The organism is Sphingomonas sp. 7/4-4 (genome assembly GCF_027941955.1).
In the GTDB taxonomy this organism is placed as follows: Bacteria; Pseudomonadota; Alphaproteobacteria; order Sphingomonadales; family Sphingomonadaceae; genus Sphingomonas.
Genome location: NZ_CP115960.1, coordinates 2,064,556 through 2,083,226, shown reverse-complemented (window position 1 = coordinate 2,083,226; position 18,671 = coordinate 2,064,556). Strand labels below are relative to the sequence as shown.

The 18,671-nt window shown below is 65.6% G+C and carries 15 protein-coding genes and 1 pseudogene; 7 read left to right on the top strand and 9 right to left on the bottom strand.

Annotation, left to right across the window (positions count from 1 at the left end; genetic code table 11):
* Window positions 1-38 precede the first annotated feature (38 nt).
* From PIB19_RS10415 to PIB19_RS10395, 5 genes are all read left to right on the top strand, one after another.
* Complete coding sequence (locus tag PIB19_RS10415) at window positions 39-1,727, top strand: putative bifunctional diguanylate cyclase/phosphodiesterase (protein ID WP_271240754.1); 1,689 nt, start codon at window positions 39-41, stop codon at window positions 1,725-1,727.
* Window positions 1,724-2,332 (top strand): LysM peptidoglycan-binding domain-containing protein, encoded by a 609-nt coding sequence (locus PIB19_RS10410; RefSeq protein ID WP_271240753.1) that lies wholly within the window; start codon window positions 1,724-1,726, stop codon window positions 2,330-2,332. The genes PIB19_RS10415 and PIB19_RS10410 overlap by 4 nt, the downstream gene beginning before the upstream one ends.
* A gap of 234 nt (window positions 2,333-2,566) precedes the next feature.
* Window positions 2,567-4,180 (top strand): protein kinase domain-containing protein, encoded by a 1,614-nt coding sequence (locus tag PIB19_RS10405; RefSeq protein ID WP_271240752.1) that lies wholly within the window; start codon window positions 2,567-2,569, stop codon window positions 4,178-4,180.
* Between the two features lie 7 nt (window positions 4,181-4,187).
* Window positions 4,188-5,276: a type VI secretion system-associated FHA domain protein gene (locus PIB19_RS10400; protein ID WP_271240751.1), complete on the top strand. Its 1,089-nt coding sequence runs from the start codon at window positions 4,188-4,190 to the stop codon at window positions 5,274-5,276.
* Window positions 5,260-5,907 carry a PP2C family protein-serine/threonine phosphatase gene (locus tag PIB19_RS10395; RefSeq protein WP_271240750.1) on the top strand — a complete coding sequence of 216 codons (648 nt, stop codon included), beginning with the start codon at window positions 5,260-5,262 and terminating at the stop codon, window positions 5,905-5,907. The genes PIB19_RS10400 and PIB19_RS10395 overlap by 17 nt, the downstream gene beginning before the upstream one ends.
* A gap of 39 nt (window positions 5,908-5,946) precedes the next feature.
* Here PIB19_RS10395 and PIB19_RS10390 read toward each other — a convergent pair whose 3' ends face one another.
* The 9 genes and pseudogenes from PIB19_RS10390 to map all read right to left on the bottom strand — a co-directional run bounded on the left by PIB19_RS10390 (window position 5,947) and on the right by map (window position 17,200).
* Complete coding sequence (locus tag PIB19_RS10390) at window positions 5,947-7,371, bottom strand: aldehyde dehydrogenase family protein (RefSeq protein WP_271240749.1); 1,425 nt, start codon at window positions 7,369-7,371, stop codon at window positions 5,947-5,949.
* A gap of 92 nt (window positions 7,372-7,463) precedes the next feature.
* Window positions 7,464-7,628 (bottom strand): hypothetical protein, encoded by a 165-nt coding sequence (locus tag PIB19_RS10385; RefSeq protein ID WP_271240748.1) that lies wholly within the window; start codon window positions 7,626-7,628, stop codon window positions 7,464-7,466.
* 253 nt (window positions 7,629-7,881) lie between these two features.
* Window positions 7,882-8,922: a PQQ-dependent sugar dehydrogenase gene (locus tag PIB19_RS10380; protein WP_271240747.1), complete on the bottom strand. Its 1,041-nt coding sequence runs from the start codon at window positions 8,920-8,922 to the stop codon at window positions 7,882-7,884.
* Between the two features lie 57 nt (window positions 8,923-8,979).
* Window positions 8,980-10,278, bottom strand: coding sequence for a M20/M25/M40 family metallo-hydrolase (locus PIB19_RS10375; RefSeq protein WP_271240746.1), 1,299 nt, complete (start codon window positions 10,276-10,278; stop codon window positions 8,980-8,982).
* 42 nt (window positions 10,279-10,320) lie between these two features.
* Window positions 10,321-11,369: pseudogene (locus PIB19_RS10370) on the bottom strand (phytase).
* A complete protein-coding gene (locus PIB19_RS10365; protein ID WP_271240745.1) occupies window positions 11,369-14,020 on the bottom strand; it encodes a TonB-dependent receptor in 2,652 nt (883 codons plus the stop codon). Before PIB19_RS10365 ends, PIB19_RS10370 begins: the two are co-directional and overlap by 1 nt.
* 334 nt (window positions 14,021-14,354) lie before the next feature.
* Window positions 14,355-15,767, bottom strand: a complete 1,413-nt coding sequence (gene glnA, locus PIB19_RS10360) for a type I glutamate--ammonia ligase (RefSeq protein WP_271240744.1) — start codon at window positions 15,765-15,767, stop codon at window positions 14,355-14,357.
* Window positions 15,768-15,860: 93 nt separating this feature from the next.
* Window positions 15,861-16,199: a P-II family nitrogen regulator gene (locus PIB19_RS10355; RefSeq protein ID WP_271240743.1), complete on the bottom strand. Its 339-nt coding sequence runs from the start codon at window positions 16,197-16,199 to the stop codon at window positions 15,861-15,863.
* Between the two features lie 176 nt (window positions 16,200-16,375).
* Window positions 16,376-17,200 (bottom strand): type I methionyl aminopeptidase, encoded by an 825-nt coding sequence (map, locus tag PIB19_RS10350; protein WP_271240742.1) that lies wholly within the window; start codon window positions 17,198-17,200, stop codon window positions 16,376-16,378.
* A gap of 63 nt (window positions 17,201-17,263) precedes the next feature.
* On the opposite strand from map, the gene PIB19_RS10345 reads away from it, so the two are divergent.
* Window positions 17,264-17,770 (top strand): GFA family protein, encoded by a 507-nt coding sequence (locus PIB19_RS10345; protein ID WP_271240741.1) that lies wholly within the window; start codon window positions 17,264-17,266, stop codon window positions 17,768-17,770.
* Window positions 17,767-18,522 carry a competence/damage-inducible protein A gene (locus tag PIB19_RS10340; protein WP_271240740.1) on the top strand — a complete coding sequence of 252 codons (756 nt, stop codon included), beginning with the start codon at window positions 17,767-17,769 and terminating at the stop codon, window positions 18,520-18,522. The genes PIB19_RS10345 and PIB19_RS10340 overlap by 4 nt, the downstream gene beginning before the upstream one ends.
* Window positions 18,523-18,671: the final 149 nt, after the last annotated feature.

Here is an 18,671-nt window from a genome sequence, read left to right as displayed (position 1 = left end):
CCATTGGCGCGCCACCGTTCCGGATGGTAAATAAATCTATGTTAAACGCTTGTGCGAAGGGTGTTTCCTTAACTCCTTCGTATGAGTCGCAGCGGTATCAAGCCGCGTATGCGCCGTGGTTATCTGCCCGGGGGAGCGGTCCGATATCCCTTTTGCGCGCCGGCAGCTTGCTGCTGGCGGGCACTGCGCTCGTCGCTGGAGCGGTGTTTCGGCAGCCGCTTTGGCCGATCGGCCTACTGGCCGCAGCGGGGCTCTGCGCGCATCTCGTGGTGCGCAGCCGATTGGCGGCGGTGGCGGATCGGCTCGCAAAGCTCGCGAGGATACCAAAGCAGGGCTCGGCATGGACGATCCTGGCCTCCGCGACCGACTGCATTGAAGACAGACTTCGGAGCAATGACGACCGTCTGGACCAGCGCCATGCGCTGACTCGCTTGCCGACCCGCGAACCGCTGCTGGCGCGCATGGAAGCCGATGGCGCGGGGACGCTGGGGCTGATCGCGCTGAGCGACTTCGATCGATTGTGCGCCTTCGATCCTGCACTTGCCGATCGCACGCTCAAGCAGTTCGCCGAAAGGATCACGCGGATGATCGGGGGCGACCGGATGGTAGCGCATGTCGATCGCGCGCATTTCGCGCTTTGGTTCGGCCCGCAGACGACTGCGCAAGAGGTTGGGCAGCAGCTTGTCGCGATCAGCTATGCGCTTAGTGGAACGATGCACGACGAAGGGCGCGAGCTGTTGCCCGAGGTTCGCGTTCACCATGCATCCTGGTCGGCTGACGAGGAAGCCTCGCAGGCGACGCTTGCTCGTGTACTGGCGGCCTGCGCGGTCACCGAAGGTCCGCTGCAAGTCCAGCGGATCGATGAGATTTCGGCGGCCGCGGAGCGCGAACGCTATGCACTGGAGCAGGATCTGCGCGGTGCGCTGAACAACGACGCGTTCGAATTGCGATATCAGCCGCAAGTCGATGCCGCGAACGGCCGCATAATCGGCGCCGAGGCGCTGCTGCGCTGGAACAGCCCGGCGCGTGGGATGGTCTCGCCCACATTGTTCATCCCGATCCTCGAAAATGCCGGCATGATCGAGGAAGTTGGGCTCTGGGCGCTCAACGCCGCGTGCCGTGAAGCGAAGAAGTGGCACAGGATCGCGAAGAGCCCGCTCTCGGTGGCGGTGAACGTTTCGGCACACCAGCTCGATCGTGCCGATCTCCACACGCTGATCAAGCGTACGCTCGAACGGCATTCGCTGCGCGCCGGAATGCTCGAGATCGAGCTCACCGAAAGCGCCGCTGCCGCGGATATCGATCGCGCGGATCGGCTGTTCGAGGCGCTTCACGCGCTCGGCATCCACATCGCGATCGATGATTTCGGAACCGGCTTTTCGAGCCTTTCGGCGTTGCGGGCTTTGGCGTTCGACAAGATCAAGATCGACCGGCAGTTCGTGACCGAAGTCGAGCGCCGCCGCGACAGCCAGGCGATCTGCCAGAGCATCATCGCGCTCGCGCGCGGGCTCGGCATCCGCGTCCTCGCCGAGGGCGTCGAGCGGCAGGAGGAATATCTCTGGCTCCGGCGCCACGGCTGTTCGGAATTCCAGGGCTTTTATTTCTCGCCGCCGCTCACCGGGGCGGAGTTCCAGGCATTCGTCCGTAATCCGGCCAGCTTGCGCGCATTGCTCGTACTCGATGCGCGGCAGGTCCAGATGAACCTTTCCAAGAGGCTCGCAACATGAAGCACCGATCGATCCTGCGCCTTGCCGCGCTGGCAGGCGCACTCGCGCTCGCCGCCTGTTCGAAAGCGCCGCCGCCAAAGACCGCGCCGGTGCCGGTGCCGGTTGCAGTGGCGGAAAGCGACATCGATGGCGTCCAGGCGCTGCTGATGCAGGGCGACTCCAAGGGCGCCGGGGAGCAGCTGGAGCCATTGCTGAAGCGCGAGCCGATGAACCCGCAACTGCTGTTGCTGCGCGATTCGATCGCGGGCGATCCGCAGGAGCAACTGGGACCGGTCAGCTATCCCTATGTCGTGCGGCCCGGCGAGACGATCGAGCAATTGGCCGAGCGTCTGCTCGGCAATCGCCTGAAAGCGTACCAGCTCGCGCGCTACAATGGCTTGGTCAACCCTTCGGCGCTGGCAGCCGGGCAGGCCATCCGCATCCCGGGAACGCCACCGCGTCCCAAGGTGCAGCCGGCGCCGGAGCGGCCGTCGCGGTCCGCACCCGCGGCGCCCAGGTCGAAGCCTGCCGCCCCGGCCTCTGTGCCTGCAAAGCCCGCCGCGAACCCGGCTGCGGCTCAGCGCGCGCGCTCTGCGGGGCTGGCGGCGCTCAACCGGGGGCAGTGAAAGAGGCAGTGACGCAGCTTCAGCGTGCTAATGCGCTGGATCCGGGCAATGCGATGATCCTGCGCGATCTCCAGCGCGCCCAGCGGATCGCCGCCACCGTGCGCGCGCGACAATGAGGCTGCGCACAATAAATCCTTAAGTCTCCGCCGCTAAGCCACAGGTCGGGCGGAGCCGGAAGGCGTTATGGAAAAGCTGGGCCGATACAGGATCGAAGCACGCATCGGCGAAGGCGCGATGGCGGACGTTTTTCGCGCGCATGATCCGGACATCGGGCGCGTGGTGGCGATCAAGGCGCTCAAGCCTGATTATCGCCGCGATCCGGAACTCGGCGCCCGCTTCCTGCGCGAGGCACGTGCCGCGGGCGCGCTCAATCATCCCAATATCGCCACCATCTACGACGTCGGCGAGGCCGATGGCGTGCCGTACATCGCAATGGAGCTCATAGAGGGGCTGCCGATCGACGCGGTGCTGCAGGCGCAGGGGCGCATGCCGTTCGAGCGCGTGTTGGCGCTGGGCGTGCAGCTCAGCGGCGCGCTCGCTTACGCCCATTCGCTGGGGATCGTGCACCGCGACGTGAAGCCGTCGAACATCCTGCTCTCCGCGGACGGCAAGACCGCGAAGCTGCTGGACTTCGGCGTCGCGCGCATCGGCGAGAGCGAGGGCCAACTGGCCCGGACGCAGGCGGGGCAGATGATCGGTACGCCGCGCTACATGAGCCCCGAACAGGCGCTGGGCCTGCCCGTGGACCCGCGCTCCGATCTGTTTTCGCTCGGCGCGGTGCTCTACGAGATGCTCACCGGCAAGAGCGCATTCGACGCCACCGGGCTCGCCACGCTCGCGCTGCAGATCGCGCAGGAGAAGGTCGCGCCGATCGAGCGCTCCGCCGCCGATTGCCCGCCGGGGCTGCGTCAGATCATCGAGAAATTGCTCGCCAAGAAGCCGGATCAGCGCTTCGCCGACGGTGCGCAACTCGTGCAGGCGCTCGAGCGCGAGGGCGCGGCGTTGAACGCCGAGGACGCAGTGGTCCGTCGCGGCCTTTCCATCCGGGTCAAGCTGCCGCTCGCTTTGGTGACGATCACGCTCGTCGCGCTGCTGCTGAGCATCTCGACGATCCTGACGCGTCAGCAGCGCGCGTTGGAGCATATGGCAACCACATCGGGCGAGACGATCGCCACCTTCGTTACCCAGAATGCGGCAGTCCTGCTCGCCGACAATGCCGGGCTTCCGCCGGAGCAGCAGGACTGGGCGGCTTTGCAGGCCTTCGTGGCGGCGGCTAGCCAGGGCGGTGGCGTACGCGGGATTGTCGTGACCGACGCGAGCGGCACGATCCGCGCGGCGAGCGATGGCGAGCGCATCGGGCGGCATTATTCCGCGCCGATGGACGAACAGCGGCTGAGCGCGGCGACCGGTCCGGCCGTCACCAACGCGCCGGACGGCAAGGGCGGCGCGCTGCGCTTCATCCGGCCGATCCGCTACGCCGGGGCCGATTTCGGTTCGGTCGACATCCTGCTGCCGCGCACTTCGCTCGATGCGGCGATGATGAATGCGCGAACCTGGCTGCTCGTGCTCGCCTCGATCATCATGCTCGTCGTGCTGGTGATCGGCTATATGAGTGGCGCGATGGTCGTGCGGCCGTTGCGCCGGCTGCAGCAGAGCTTCGATGAGGCGCGCGCGAACGGTTTCGCTTCCCGCATCTCGCACCGGCGGCGCGACGAGATCGGCGCGCTGTTCGACGGTTTCAATAGGCTGGCAAGCGAGATGGAGCCGCGGCTGAACGGCGCGCAGGCGGCCGAGGAGCCCGCGCTGGACGCGACCTGCATCCAGATCGCGCCGAAGCGGGCGGCGTAAAATGTACATGCTCCAGCTCTTCGATGTCGACGATTCGGTCCAGCCGATCGACGCCCGGCTGTTGCGCGACGGCGCGATCAGCATCGGCCGCGACACCAAGTGCGACTGGCCGATCGCCGATCCCGACCGCGCGCTCTCGCGCGAGCATTGCGAGGTCGCGGCGTCGGCCGACGGCCTGATCGTCCGCCCGATCGGCACCAACGGCGTGTTCGACGACGAGACCGGTGATCGGCTGCCCGATCTGGTCGACGTGCCGATCAGCGTTCCCTTCACGCTGCGCATGGGCCGGTTCCGGATCGCCGCGAGCCGCGCGCCGCTCGACGACGAAGACACCGATACCGGCAAGACCATGGTGCTGACGCCACCGCTAGGCGCCTCCACTGCGATCCTGACCGATTGGACCGATGCGCAACCGATCGCCGCGTCGGACGGCGAATCACTGCTCGAAGCGTTTTGCCGCGGCGCCGGCCTCGATGCCTCCTTGCTGTCGAGCGAAGAGCCCGCCGAAGTGATGGAGCGCGCGGGCGCGGTCTATCGCCAAATGGTGCTGGGGATCGCCGATTTGATGATCGAGCGCGACCGCGCGCGCGGCCGCTACAATCTCAGCCGCACGACGATCGGCGGTTCGGGCAACAACCCGTTCAAATGGGCGCCCACCCAGCGCCTCGCGATCGACTTGCTGCTCTCGGGCGTCGGCGGCTTCCTGTCAGGGCCCGCGGCGATCAGCGGCTCGCTGCAGGACGTCAAGCGCCATCTGATCGCGACCTTTGCCGGGCTGCAGGCCTCGCTCCGCCAGGCGGTGACCAGTTTCGATCCTGCCCAAATAGACGCGGCGGTTTCGGCGAAGGGCTCGCTGCTCAAGAGCAAGCATGTGCTGCAATCTGCGGAGATCGCCGCGCGGCATGCCGATCTGTCGCGGCAACTCGAGGGGAGGAAGGGACGCTCGATCGTGCTTTCGTCCAGGCTTATGCCGCGGCCGAGCAGAGCAAGTGAACGCGACTATTGTGCCGTCCGCTCCCGCTCACGGAGAACCGGCCGCCACCGGATACCAGTCGACGGCGCGAACGCATGTCGGGCGCGTGCGCAAGGTCAATGAGGACCGGATCCTCAATCGTCCCGATCGCGCGCTCTGGGCAGTCGCCGACGGCATGGGCGGGCATCGCGGGGGCGACATCGCCGCCGAGCTCGCCGTGGCCGCGCTCCACGATCTCGCCGACGATCCGGCCCCGATCACGAACGACGCGATCCGGGTGGCCCTGGCGCGCGCAAATGACGAGATATTCGCCCGCAGCGCCGTGGCGGGAGGCGTCATCGGATCGACGATCGTCGCCCTGCACATCGCGCGGGGCGAGGCGCATATCTTCTGGGCCGGAGACAGCCGCGCCTATCGGGCAGCGCACGGTGTCTGGGAACAGGTGACCCGCGATCACAGCCTCGTCCAGGAATTGCTCGACCAGGGCCTGATCGATGCGAGCGACGCCGTGCATCATCCGCGCGCGCACGTCATCACCCGCGCGCTCGGCGTCGATGCCACGGTTGAGATCGCCTGCACATCCTTCCCGATCATCGCGGGCGAAGCGATTCTGCTCTGCTCGGATGGGCTCAGCCGCTCGCTGGATCCGGTGCGCGCCGGCGAGGCCGATCAGTTGCTCGCCGAGGCGCTCCTGAAGGACGGCAGCGACAATATCAGTTTCGTGCTCATTTCGAATGCCGAAGCTTCGCACTGACCAATCGGGCTGCCGCCTGATCGCCGGTACCGGGACTTTCTACGCGAAGACCCCGACCACCGATTTGACCTCGAGGAACTCGGCGAGTCCGAACTTGCCATGCTCGCGGCCGTTGCCCGATTGCTTGTAGCCGCCGAACGGAAGGTTCGGATCGGGCTGGCCGCCATTCACATAGACCATGCCCGCGCGCAGCCGCGGGGCGACGCGCTTGACGCTTTCGGCATCGCCGAACACCACTGCCGACAGTCCGTAATCGGTGTCGTTGGCGATGCGGATCGCGTCTTCCTCATCCTCATAGGGGATGATCGTGACGACGGGGCCGAAGATCTCTTCGCGCGCGATCGTCATGTCGTTGCGGACGTTCGAGAACAGGGTCGGCTTGACGAAATAGCCGGTCTCGATCCCGTCGGGGCGGCCGAGGCCACCAATTTCGAGCTTGGCGCCTTCCTCAAGACCCTTGGCGATCAGGCCCTGGATCTTGTCCCATTGGGTCTTGTTGACGACGGGCCCGATGTGGCGGCCCTCTTCGGAAGGATCGCCGCATTGAACGGCCTTCATATTCGCGGCGGCGATCGCAGCAGCCTGCTCCTGCAGGGACCTTGGCACGAGCAGGCGTGCGGGAGCGATGCAGCTCTGCCCCGAATTCATCAGCACGCTGAACAGAGTGCCCGGGACTGCCTTGCCGAGATCGGCGCCCTCGAGGACGAGCGATGGCGATTTGCCGCCGAGCTCCTGATGGACGCGCTTGACGGTGTCGGCGGCGTTCTTCGCGACGAGGATGCCGGCGCGGGTCGAGCCGGTGAAGCTCACCATGTCGACGCCTTTGTGCTGCGAAAGCGCGGTGCCGACGCCGGGGCCGTCGCCGTTGACGAGATTGAACACGCCGGCCGGCACGCCTGCCGCATCCATCACTTCGGCGAAGATCGCGGCGCAGCCCGGCGCCTCCTCGGACGGCTTGAGCACCATCGTGCAGCCCGCGGCGAGCGCGGGCGCGACCTTTGAGAGGACCTGGTTGAGCGGCCAGTTCCACGGCGTGATCATGGCCACCACGCCGATGGGCTCGTGCACGACGAGGCTGTTGCCGATCTGCTCCTCGAACTGGAATTCCCCGAGCGCGCGGGCGGCGGACAGCAGGTGGCCGATTCCCGACCCGACCTGCGCGGATTTGGCGAGGCTGAGCGGCGCGCCCATTTCGAGGCTGATCGCTTCCGCCATGTCGGCAGCACGTGTCTTATAGGCTTCGAGAACCCGTTCGATCAGGGCGATGCGTTCGTCGACACTGGTGCGCGAGAAGCTTTCGAAGGCGCGTCTGGCGGCGGTGACCGCCTTGTCGACATCGGCCGTCGAGCCGAGCGTGATCTCGGTGACGGGTGCCTCGGTCGCCGGATTGATGACCTCGTGGCGCATGCCGCCGTCGCTCTCGACCCAGGCACCGTCGATATAGTGCTTCAGATAGCTGCGCATCCCGACTCCGATTCGAACTTCCGGTATGGCGCACTAGATGGCGGCCGGCGTCAGCGGTTGCAAGCTGCAACGCATTTGCGCGAAGCGCGGCTTTACGCCGGAACCACCTCGAATATCTCGCCCGCGATATCGACGATGTAGAGGTTGCCCACGCCATCGAGACCGAACGATACGAGCTGATCGATCGTGCCGGCGTCCGGCGTGAAATCCTGATTGCGGCGTTCGTAGCTCGACGCGGGGAACAGCGATCCCTGCACGAGCGAGGCGGCGGGAAGGGTCCAGATATTGCCGCTGATGAAGTCGCCGAAGACATAGGCGCCCTGCAGCGACGTGATCGGGCCGCGATAGACATAGCCGCCGATGATCGATCCGCCTTCGCGCGGGCCGCTGCCATGGCCATATTGCGATACCGGTGCGGTCAGCCCGGCCGGCGCGGTGCCGGAGAAAGGCTGGGTCCCTTCGAGGAAGCGCCAGCCGAAATTGAGGCCTGGCTGATCGGTGCGCGCCAGATCAAGCTCTTCGATCGCGCTCTGGCCGACATCGGCGATGATGATCCGGTTGCCGTCGAACGAATTGCGGAAGGGATTCCTGAGGCCGAGCGCGAAGACATAGGGATCGCCGCCCCCCGCTGCGAATGGATTGCCGGGCGCCGCGACGAAGCCCCCGCGCCGCCCCGCGCCAGCCGCAGGATCTTGCCGAGCCGCGAATTGGGATTCTGCGCATTGTTGTTCGGATCGCCCCTCCGCCGCCGTCGCCGGCCGCGACATAGAGATTGCCGTCAGGACCCCACGCGATCCAGCCGCCATTATGGTTGCTGTTGGTCGGGTGCGGAATCGACAGCACGTCGTTGCACGCTCCGCCCGGCACGAAGCACTGGCGGATGAAGATCGTGCCTGCGGTACCGGTCATATGAACCATGACCTCGCCGGTGGTGGCATAGTTGGGCGACGGCGCGATTCCGAGCAGCCCCCGTTCGTTTTCGGTGGTGAGACCCGTCACGCGGAAGGCAAGCGCCTTCGCGCCGGTGGATGGAGTCAGGAACCAGACGCCGCCGGTCTTCTCCGCGACGAGCACACGGCTGTTGTCGCCCGGCACCGCCGCCACGTCGATCGGCTGGTCGAAGCCGGTGCCCACGCGGCGGACGGCGATGCCTTCACGGCTGTTGGTGACTGTGACCTGCAAGTCCAGCGTCGCGTTGGCGGTGCCGTCGCTGGCACGCAGCTGGACGGCGTAGATATTGTTGCCGTCGGCATCGGCGGGAAGCTCGAAATTGGGGTTGGCGGCGAAACTCAGTGCGCCGGCGGCGCTGATCGTAAAGCGCGCCTGATCGGCGCCGCCGGTGATCGAGAAGGTGATTGGATTGCCCTCCGGATCGGTCGCGCTGGCCTGATAGGCAAGCGCCGTATTTTCGGCGACGCTGGCCGTGGCGGCCGAAGTAAAGCTCGGCGGGCTATTGGGGCCCGGGGTTGGCGTGGGGGTGGCGCCGTCGCCATTGCCGTCGCTGCTGCAGGCGGCGAGGAAGAGGAGTGAGCCGAACACCGCACGACGCATGACCGCTCTCCTCTCGACGCGAGCGTCGAACGCGACAAATGCCCGGTTCGTTCCGGGTCAGCGCCTCTCGCGTGCCAGCCGGCTTATCAGGATCGCGCTGCGCTTGGCCTGGAGCGCGATGCTGGGGATGTCGAGCCACTCGCCTTCGGCGTGCAGCGTGCCGCCGCTCGGGCCCATGCCCGCGAGCGTGTCGGCATAAGCCGCGACGAAACTCGAATCCGCCGCGCCGCGCTTGGCGGGCGGGAATTCGGCCATCTCGGGCAGGCCGAGGTCGCGGTTGGCCTTGTTGAGCCGGGCGAGCAATGCGCGATTGCCCTCGGTGGGGGCCATCGGTGGCGTGTTGTCCTGGAAGTCGAGCGTGGCCGTGGTGCCAGGCAGATGCTTCTCGACGATTGCCTGCATCTTCGCGCGCGCGGCTGCGTCCTGCTCGGGGGTGAGGCTGCGCAGGTCGCCGCGCGCGATCGCGGTGGCGGGCACCACGTTGGTCTTGCCCGATGCTTCGATGCGCACGCCGTCCTTGTCGATCGTCGCGGGCGTGCCGCCGCCGATCACGCCGACATTGAAGGTGAGGTTCTCCTCGATCAATCCGCTGCGCCACGAATCGAGGATGCGGGCAATCTCGTAGATTGCGCCATAGCCGGTCTCGGCGTTGAAGATACCGCCGCCATGCCCGGTCTTGCCGGTGGTGGTGAGCGTCCAGCCATTGGCGCTGCGCCGTGCGACGGTGCCGAAATCCTGGCCGTTTTCGCGCGCGAGATTCTCGAATTCGAGCGCGACATCGGCCCATTTGCCCGCCTCGATCAGGTCGCGCCGCGCGAGCGGGATTGGATCGCCGGTCTTCTCCTCGTCGCCGGTGAGTATCACCTGGATGTCGGCCTGTTTGAGCGTGCCGGCCTTGTCCATCGCACGGAGCGCGGCGAGGATGACCGCGATCCCGCCCTTGTCGTCGACCACGCCGGGGCCGATCGCCTTGTCGCCCTCGCGATGGAATTTCTGGAAGGGCGAGTTCGCTTCGAACACCGTGTCGATATGCGCGATCAGCAGCATCCGCTTGCCGCGGCCATTGCCTTTATGGATGGCGACGAAGTGGCCGGCGCGCTGGGTTTCGGGCAGGTCGATCCATGTCACCTCGAAGCCGAGCGCTTCGAATTCGGGACGCAGCATCTCGCCCATCGCGCGTACGCCCGCGAGATTCAGCGTGCCGCTATTCTGGTTCACCATTCGCTCGAGCAAGGCGAGCGTGCCTTCCGCATCGCTATCGACCGCCGCGGCGATCTTGCGCTCGGCGCTGCTGAGCTGGGCGGAGGCGGGCAGGGCGGCGGTGAGTGCGAGCGCGCAGAGCAGGGGACGAAGCATGACGCCGAGGCTAGGTTCCGAACCGCCTCGGCGCAATGCCCGCTAGTTCAGCCCGAGCGCTGTCTTGATGTCAGCCCAGGCGACGAGCTTGAAGTTCTGCGCCGAGGGGTGTTGTGCCCGTCCTGCGCGACGAACAGTCCGCCGGGATAGTCGACGCCGAAATCGCCCGCCACCACGTCGATGCCGTCGGTCTCCTCGGTCGCGCCGAACTTGCCTGCGCCGATCCGGAACCGGCCGACATAGGATTCGTCGCTCAGCCGATAGACGGCATAGGCATTGTCGCCCTGGCTCGACACCAGCAGATAGCCACCGTTCCCGTCGCCTTCAGTCGCCAGCGCGACGCCTTCGGTATCGGCGACGATCTGGATCCCATCGGCCGCGGCGATCTTCGCCGGCGTGGTGCTGCCGGTGGCGCGCGCATCAAAGTGCCACATGCCGACATCCTCCTCGGCGACGTAGAGCCGGTGGGTGCGTTCATCCACCGCGCAGCCTTCGGACTGCGTGGCGAGCTTCATGGTGCGGACGATCTTGCCCGCGGGCGCCGCGCTCGAAAGATCGAGCGCCAGCTGGTTGATGGTGCCGTCCTTGAGGACATTGAAAGCCTGAAGCGCGTCGCCCTCGCGATAGAGGCACACGCCATAGGCCTCGCCCGCACCCACGGCGACCTTGCCGAGCGCGGTCAGTTTCCGGGTCACCGGATCAAGCCGGAAAAGCGCGAGCTGGGCGCGCAGCGGATCGTTACGGTCGCTCGCCCCCACAATGATCCCGGCCGCACCCATGTCGCGCAGGTCGACATTGTTCACGCGGCCCGCGTCGATGAACGACAGCTGCTTGCCCGCCAGGTCATAGACGTAGAGCCCGGCCTTCTTGTCGGTCCCGACGATCAGGCTCGCGGCCGGATCGACCGGATTGCGCCAGATCGCGGGATCGTCCGCCGCATCGGCATTGGCGGTGCCCACCGCCGCCGTCTCGCCGCGCGCCTGCACCGAAGCGGTGGGCGCGGGAGAGAAGGCTGGGCGCTTCTCGGCGGCGGTGCAGCCCGTCGCCAAAGACAGCAGGCCGAGCAGAGTCGTCTGAATCGTGTTGCGCATCAGAAGGTCACCCGGATGCCACCAGAATAGCGGCGGCCGAATTGCTCCCATTCGATGGTCTGGATGTCGCTGCGCGGGCTCGCTACGCCGGTGGCGTTCAGCAAATTGCCCGGCTCCGAATAGCGGCGGCCGGGTTTGTTGAGCACGTTCGACGCGTCGAGGAAAATCTCGAAATTCCGATTGACCGCGTAGCGCGCGGAGATGTCCATCTCGTCGTCGGCCGCCCAATAGGTGTCGCCACCGTCGGTGAGATCATCGGCGATGCCGTCGAGCCAGGTGCTGCGGCGCTGATACTGGACGCGCAGCGACAGGCCGTATTTCTCGTAATAGCCGCCGATATTATAGACGAGGTCCGATGTGCCGGGCAGCCGCACCTTGCGTGCGAGCACCGCGCCCAGAGCAGGCTTGGTCACTTCGCTGTCGTTCAACGTGACGTTCGCGGTGATGCCGAAGCCGCCCATCCAGCCGGGCAGGCCGAGATCGTCGGTCCAGGGTTCGAGCTGGAACTGCGCCGCGGCTTCCGCGCCGAACACGCGCCCGTCACCGCCATTGGTGATGCCCGAGAAGGTATAGGACGAGCGGTCGATGCCGTTGCTGTCCAATGCGCCTGATCCGAAGGTGCGCGTCTGACGATAGAGCACGTCCTTGACCTTTTTGTAGAACAGGCCAGCCATCAGATAGCCCTGCGGTCGGACATACCATTCGAAATAGCCGTCGACCCCGTATGCGCGCTCGGGCTTCACCGCGGGATTGCCGCCCGAGATCGACTGGTTGGTGTCGTTGACGACGACATTGGGGCGAAGCTGATCATAATCGGCGCGCGCCGCGCCCGAATTGAACGATAGGCGCAGCTTCTTGGTATCGTCCAGATTGTAATTGACGTGCAGGCTGGGGAAAGCGAGCGTCTGGCTGGACGTTGCGCTCACCGGACCCTTGATCGTGCCGACTGTGGCAATGGCTTCGCCGCTGTTCTTCAGATGCTCGACGCGGACGCCGCCGAGGATCGAGCCCCAGCCATATTTCAGGGTAGCCATCGCGAAGCCGGCATAGACCTGTTCGCGCACCTCGTAATTGTTGTCAGTGTTGGGCGTGAAGGCGAAATTGGCGCGCGCCGCATCGGACACCGCGCGCATCTTGTCAGTGTCGAAATAGTGGAAGGTGTAGCCCATCGGGATCTTGCCGAGGAACGACTGGTCGAGCGAGAAGAGGTTGAAATCCTGGGGCAGGCCAACGGTGGTGAACTGCGCCGCGGTGTTGAGCAGGATCTGCTTCTCGTCCGCGATTTTGGTGCGCTGGTCGAACTGGAAGCCCGCTTTGAAAACCGCTTCGCTGCCCAGGAAGCCGGTTTCGCGCGAAAGCACCAGCTTGCCGGTATAGGCCTTGGTCGTATCGATCGCGTCGAGCACGGTGAGCGACGAAGGCGGCTTGGTGAAGCTGTCGATATTGGTCACCGGGGTGCCTGCCTGGAAGCGAGTCGGGCCGGTCAGCTGGGTGGTGGTGAAGAGCGCGAGGCGCGAGAAGTTGCGGTCGCTGAAATCATAGCTGACCGTGGGGCGCAAAGTCCGCGTGGAGGGGCTGTCCCAGGCGACCTCGCCGACGACCGAGCGGTCGTCCTTCGACTCGGTGTAGTTGCCGAGCCAGCTCAGGTGCCAGCCCTCGGCGAAGTCGTGGTCGCCGGCCAGCGTGTTGGTGAAGATCGACTGGCGGAACGCGCGCAGCGTCGAGCGCTGGCGGATGTCGATGCCGTAGATCGTGCCCTTTTGCGGCGTATTGCCGATGCAGACATCGGCATAGCCGCTGGTGGTGGGCGTGGGGTTCACCGTCGTCGAGCAGGCCGCGGTGTTCGCCACCAGATCGTTCTGGCGGTCGTCGAGATCGAAGCGGTAATTGTCGCGGGCCTCGTCGTCCTTGAAGATCGTGTAGATCGACCGCAGCGAGATCGTGTTGTCCGCGTCCGGCTTATAATCGAGCCGGCCCGATACCGACCAGTTGCGGCGGGTGAGGCGATAGAGCTTGTTCTCGGCCTCATGCGCCCAGAAGCGCGTCTGGTTGCCGGGGCGCTGATCCTGGGCGACCCGCTCGTAGTCGGTCTCGAAATTGTCGGTGATCATCGCGCGCTGATAATAGCTGCCCGAGACGAGCACGCCGATCTCGCCGCCCCCTACGGCGAAGCGATCCGAGACCACAGCCGAGCCTTCATATTGCTTGCGGTCGCCCAGTTCGGCGATGCCGATCCCCGCCTTGCCGGCGAAGTGGAAGCCGCTGTAGTCGAAAGCCGAGCGCGTGATCACGTTGACGTTGCCCGCCACCGTCTCGCCCGGCATTTCCGGCGTGACCGCCTTCGAAACGACGATCTGCGAAGCGATCGCCGAGGGGATCGAATCGAAGCGCGCGTCGCGGCCTTCGGGGCTGACCACGTTGATCCCGTCGAACGAGAGCGTGGTCCAATAGTTCGGCGCGCCGCGCAACGAGATATAGCGGGCCTGGCCCTGATCGCGTTCGACTGCGACACCCGGCAGGCGACCGGTTGCCTGGGCGATGTTCTGGTCGGGCAGGCGGCCGACGCCGTCCGCCGCGGCGACGGTGATCAGCGAGTCCGAATTCTTCTGCACGTTGAGCGCGGATGCTTCGGATTCGGCGATCGGGCGCAATCCGGTGACGATGATTTCAGCTTCGTCCGGGGACGCAGCCGGAGCATCCTGTGCTATTGCCGGCGCGGCAAGTGCAAAGCTGAGCGCAAAGCGCTGGCGCCCGCGAAATTGCGGACGAATCGGCTGGTCATTGAAGGATCCCCCTGATGGTGAGGGCGCCGTAACCTCGCCGAATGTCAGTTCGGCTCGGTTTCAGTGACAGTTTGACGTCGTGGAAATGACATTACGAAGGCGTGACGAGTTCGCCACGCCGCACGACGCAAGGCGCCGATGTCGAACGAAAAGGGCGCCCGGATCGCTCCGGACGCCCCTTTTGTCGGTCTGACGCTCGCGCTTACGAGCTGTAGTACATGTCGTATTCGACCGGGCTCGGCGTCATCTCCCAGCGGGCGACGTCGGCGCGCTTGATCTCGACATAGGCCGCGATCTGATCCTTGGTGAACACGTCGCCCTTGAGCAGGAAGTCCATGTCCGCCTCAAGGCTGTCGAGCGCTTCGCGGAGCGACCCGCACACCGTCGGCACCTTCTCCAGCTCGGCCGGCGGCAGATCGTACAGGTTCTTGTCCATCGGATCGCCCGGGTGGATCTTGTTCTGGATGCCGTCGAGGCCGGCCATCAGCAAGGCCGCATAGCAAAGATACGGATTGGCGAGCGCGTCCGGGAAACGGAACTCGACGCGCTTGGCCTTGCTGCCCGCACCATAAGGGATGCGGCACGAGGCCGAACGGTTGCGCGACGAATAGGCCAGCAGCACCGGCGCTTCATAGCCCGGGACCAGACGCTTGTAGCTGTTGGTCGACGGGTTGGTGAAGGCGTTGAGTGCCTTGGCGTGCTTGATCACGCCGCCGATGAAGTAGAGGCACATGTCGCTGAGGCCTGCATAGCCGTTGCCGGCAAACAGCGGGTTGCCCTTGTCCCAGATCGAAATGTGGGTGTGCATGCCGCTGCCATTATCTTCCTTGATCGGCTTGGGCATGAAGGTCGCGGTCTTGCCGTATGCATGCGCGACCTGGTGCACGACGTACTTGTAGATCTGCATGCGGTCGGCGGTCTCGACCAGCGTGCCGTAGGTCAGGCCGAGCTCGTGCTGCGCGGCGGCGACTTCGTGGTGATGCTTGTCGCAGGGCAGGCCCATTTCGAGCATCGTTGCGACCATTTCGCCGCGGATGTCGACGGCGCTGTCGACGGGGGCGACCGGGAAATAGCCGCCCTTGGCGCGCGGGCGGTGGCCGAGATTGCCGGCTTCATATTCCTTGCCCGAATTGCCCGGCAGCTCGATGTCATCGATCGCGTAATACGACGTCGCATAGCTGTTCTCGAAACGGACGTCGTCGAACATGAAGAACTCGGCCTCGGGGCCGACATAGACGGTGTCGCCGATGCCGAGCGTCTTGAGATACGCTTCGGAACGCTTCGCAGTGCTGCGCGGATCGCGGCTGTAGAGCTCGCCGGTCGAGGGCTCGACGATGTCGCAGACGAGGATCAGCATCGGGGTGGCCGAGAACGGATCGATCCACACGGCGTCCAGATCCGGCTTCAGGATCATGTCCGATTCGTTGATCGCCTTCCAGCCTTCGATCGACGAACCGTCGAACATCAGGCCGTCGGTAAGCTCGTCCTCGCCGATCACCTTGGCGACCATGGTGAGGTGCTGCCACTTGCCCTTGGGATCGGTGAAGCGGAGGTCGATCCATTCGATCTCGTGCTCCTTCACCATCTTCAGAACATCATTGGCCGAATTCGCCATCGTTAAAGCCCTTTCGCTCTCTTTCGTCTGCCCGCCGAATCGGGCAATAAAATTACTTTTACGGGCGCAGCACTAGAAGGTTGCTGCGCTGCGTCAAATCGCGTTTTCGTTGCGCTCGCCGGTGCGGATGCGCAACGCGGTCTCCACCGGGATCACGAAGATCTTGCCGTCGCCGATGCGGCCGGTCTGCGCGGCGGTGGCGATGGCCTCGACCACCCGGTCGGCAAGCGAATCCTCGACGACCACCTCGAGCTTCACCTTGGGGAGGAAATCCACCACATATTCGGCACCGCGATAGAGCTCGGTATGGCCCTTCTGGCGGCCGAAGCCCTTGGCTTCGGTGACGGTGATGCCGCTGACGCCGACCTCGTGCAGCGCCTCCTTCACTTCATCGAGCTTGAACGGCTTGATGATCGCTTCGATCTTTTTCACGTGTTCCCCCAAAGGAATGAGGCAGTTCCCCTATCGCGCGTCTGGCAACATCCGTGCCAGAGGCGGAGTCGGGGATGCCCCTCGGGTCGCACGCTGCGCAAGGCTTAACAAGTGCCTGCCAAATGGGCAGCGGCGGCCCGGCTGCCTTATTCGAGGGCAAGAACCGCGAACCCGCCTCAATAAGGCGGGTTGTGCAGCCCCTTGGGACTCGTGGTGAAGATCTCGCAGCCGGTCTCGGTGATGCCGACCGAATGTTCGAACTGCGCCGAGAGCGAGCGGTCGCGCGTCACGGCGGTCCAGCCGTCGTCGAGCAATTTCACGTCGGGACGGCCGATATTGATCATCGGCTCGACGGTGAAGAACATGCCCGGGCGCAGTTCGGGGCCGGTGCCGGGGCGGCCGACATGGACCACTTCGGGCGCGTCGTGGAAAACCTGGCCGAGGCCGTGCCCGCAGAAATCGCGGACGACGCCGTAGCGATGCTTCTCGGCGTGGCGCTGGATGGCGTTGCTGATGTCGCCGAGATGGTTGCCCGGCTTCGCCTGTTCGAGCCCGAGCATCAGGCATTCATAGGTCACATCGACCAGTCGGCGCGCCTTGATCGGCACGTCGCCGACCAGATACATGCGGCTGGTATCGCCATGCCAGCCGCCGAGCATCGGCGTGACGTCGATGTTGACGATGTCGCCGTCCTTGAGCGTGCGCTCGGACGGGATGCCGTGGCAGACGACATGGTTGATCGAGATGCAGCAGCTGTGCGTGTAGCCGCGATAGCCGAGCGTCGCGGGCACGCCGCCGCCCGCGATCGTCATGTTGCGGACGATGTCGTCGAGCTCTTCGGTCGAGACGCCGGGGACGACATGCGGCACCAGCGCGTCGAGGATCTCGGCGGCGAGGCGGCCGGCCTGGCGCATGCCTTCGAAGCCTGCGGGCCCATGGAGCTTGATCGCGCCGTCGCGCGCCTGCGGCATGTCTTCAGTGACGGTGACATATTCGGTCATGGCTTGCGATATAGGGCATCCGAGTCCAAGTGACGAGGGGCATATGGCTTGGGAGTTGGCGGAATGAGCGGCGCGACCCTGTTGGACGGCGGCTGCGCTTGCGGCGCGGTGCGCTATCGGATCGAGGGCGAGCCGATCTACGTGAACAACTGCCACTGCAGGCTGTGCCAGCATCAGACCGGCTCCACTTCGGTGGTGAATGCGTTCTTCGAGACCGATGCGATCACGCAGCTTTCGGGCGAGACGGTGCGCCATGTCGTCAAGACGGGCAGCGGCGGCGATCAGGTGATCGTGCGATGCGCGACCTGCGGCACCGCGCTGTGGAGCCACTATCCGCGGCTGGGCGAACTCGGCGCGGGAGTACGCGCAGGGACGCTCGACGATCCCGGCGCGGTCCGGCCCGATGCGGCGATCTTCGTCGCCAGCCGGATGCCCTGGGTGACTCTGCCCGAAGGGGTTCCGCATTTCGATACCACCTACAATCCGGCCGAGCTGTTGCCGCCCGAGCGGATGGCGCGGCTCCGCGCGCTGATCGAGCGGCGCGCGGCGGAGCGGAGCACTGCCGCGTGAACGGGCGCGTCTGGACCGCGGCGCTGGTGGTGATCGGCGACGAAATCCTTTCGGGACGCACCCAGGACAAGAATGTCGCGCAGCTCGCCAGCTGGCTCAACGTGCAGGGCATAAGGCTGGGCGAAGTGCGGATCGTGCCCGATGTCGAGGGCGCGATCGTCGAGGCGGTCAACGCGCTCAGGGCACGCAACGACTATCTGTTCACCACCGGCGGGATCGGCCCGACGCACGACGACATCACCGTGGATGCGATCGCCGCGGCTTTGGGCGTGCCGGTGATCGTGCATCCGGAAGCGCGGGCCGTGCTCGAGCGTTATTACGAGACACGCGGCGGTCTCACCGATGCGCGGCTGCGCATGGCGCGGGTGCCCGAAGGCGCCGATCTGATCCCCAATCGCATGTCGGGCGCGCCCGGCATCCGCTGGGGCAATGTCTTCATCCTCGCCGGCGTGCCGCATATCACCGCCGGCATGCTCGACGCGCTCACTGGCACGCTCGAAGGAGGACTGCCGGTACTGTCGCGCACCGTCGGCGCCTGGGTCGCGGAGAGCGAGATCGCCGACCTGCTCGGCGATATCGAGCGCGCGCATGAAGGCGTGGCGATCGGCAGCTACCCCTTCTTCCGCGACGGGCGGACGGGCGCGAACTTCGTCGTCCGGGCGACCGGGCAGGAACTGGTGGATCGCTGCGTGACCGCGCTGATCGACGCATTGCACGCCGCAGGCCATGACGTGATCGACGGCGGGATCTAGGCATTCGTTGCCAACCGGATGGTTGGCAAGGGCGGCGTCGCGGTCGGCTTCCAGCCTTTGGTTGGTTCAGAAAATCTTTGTTTTTCAGATTGATATCGCAAAATACACGCTGCGCCGGCCGTCCGGTGCTTGACGCGTTTTCGTATTCG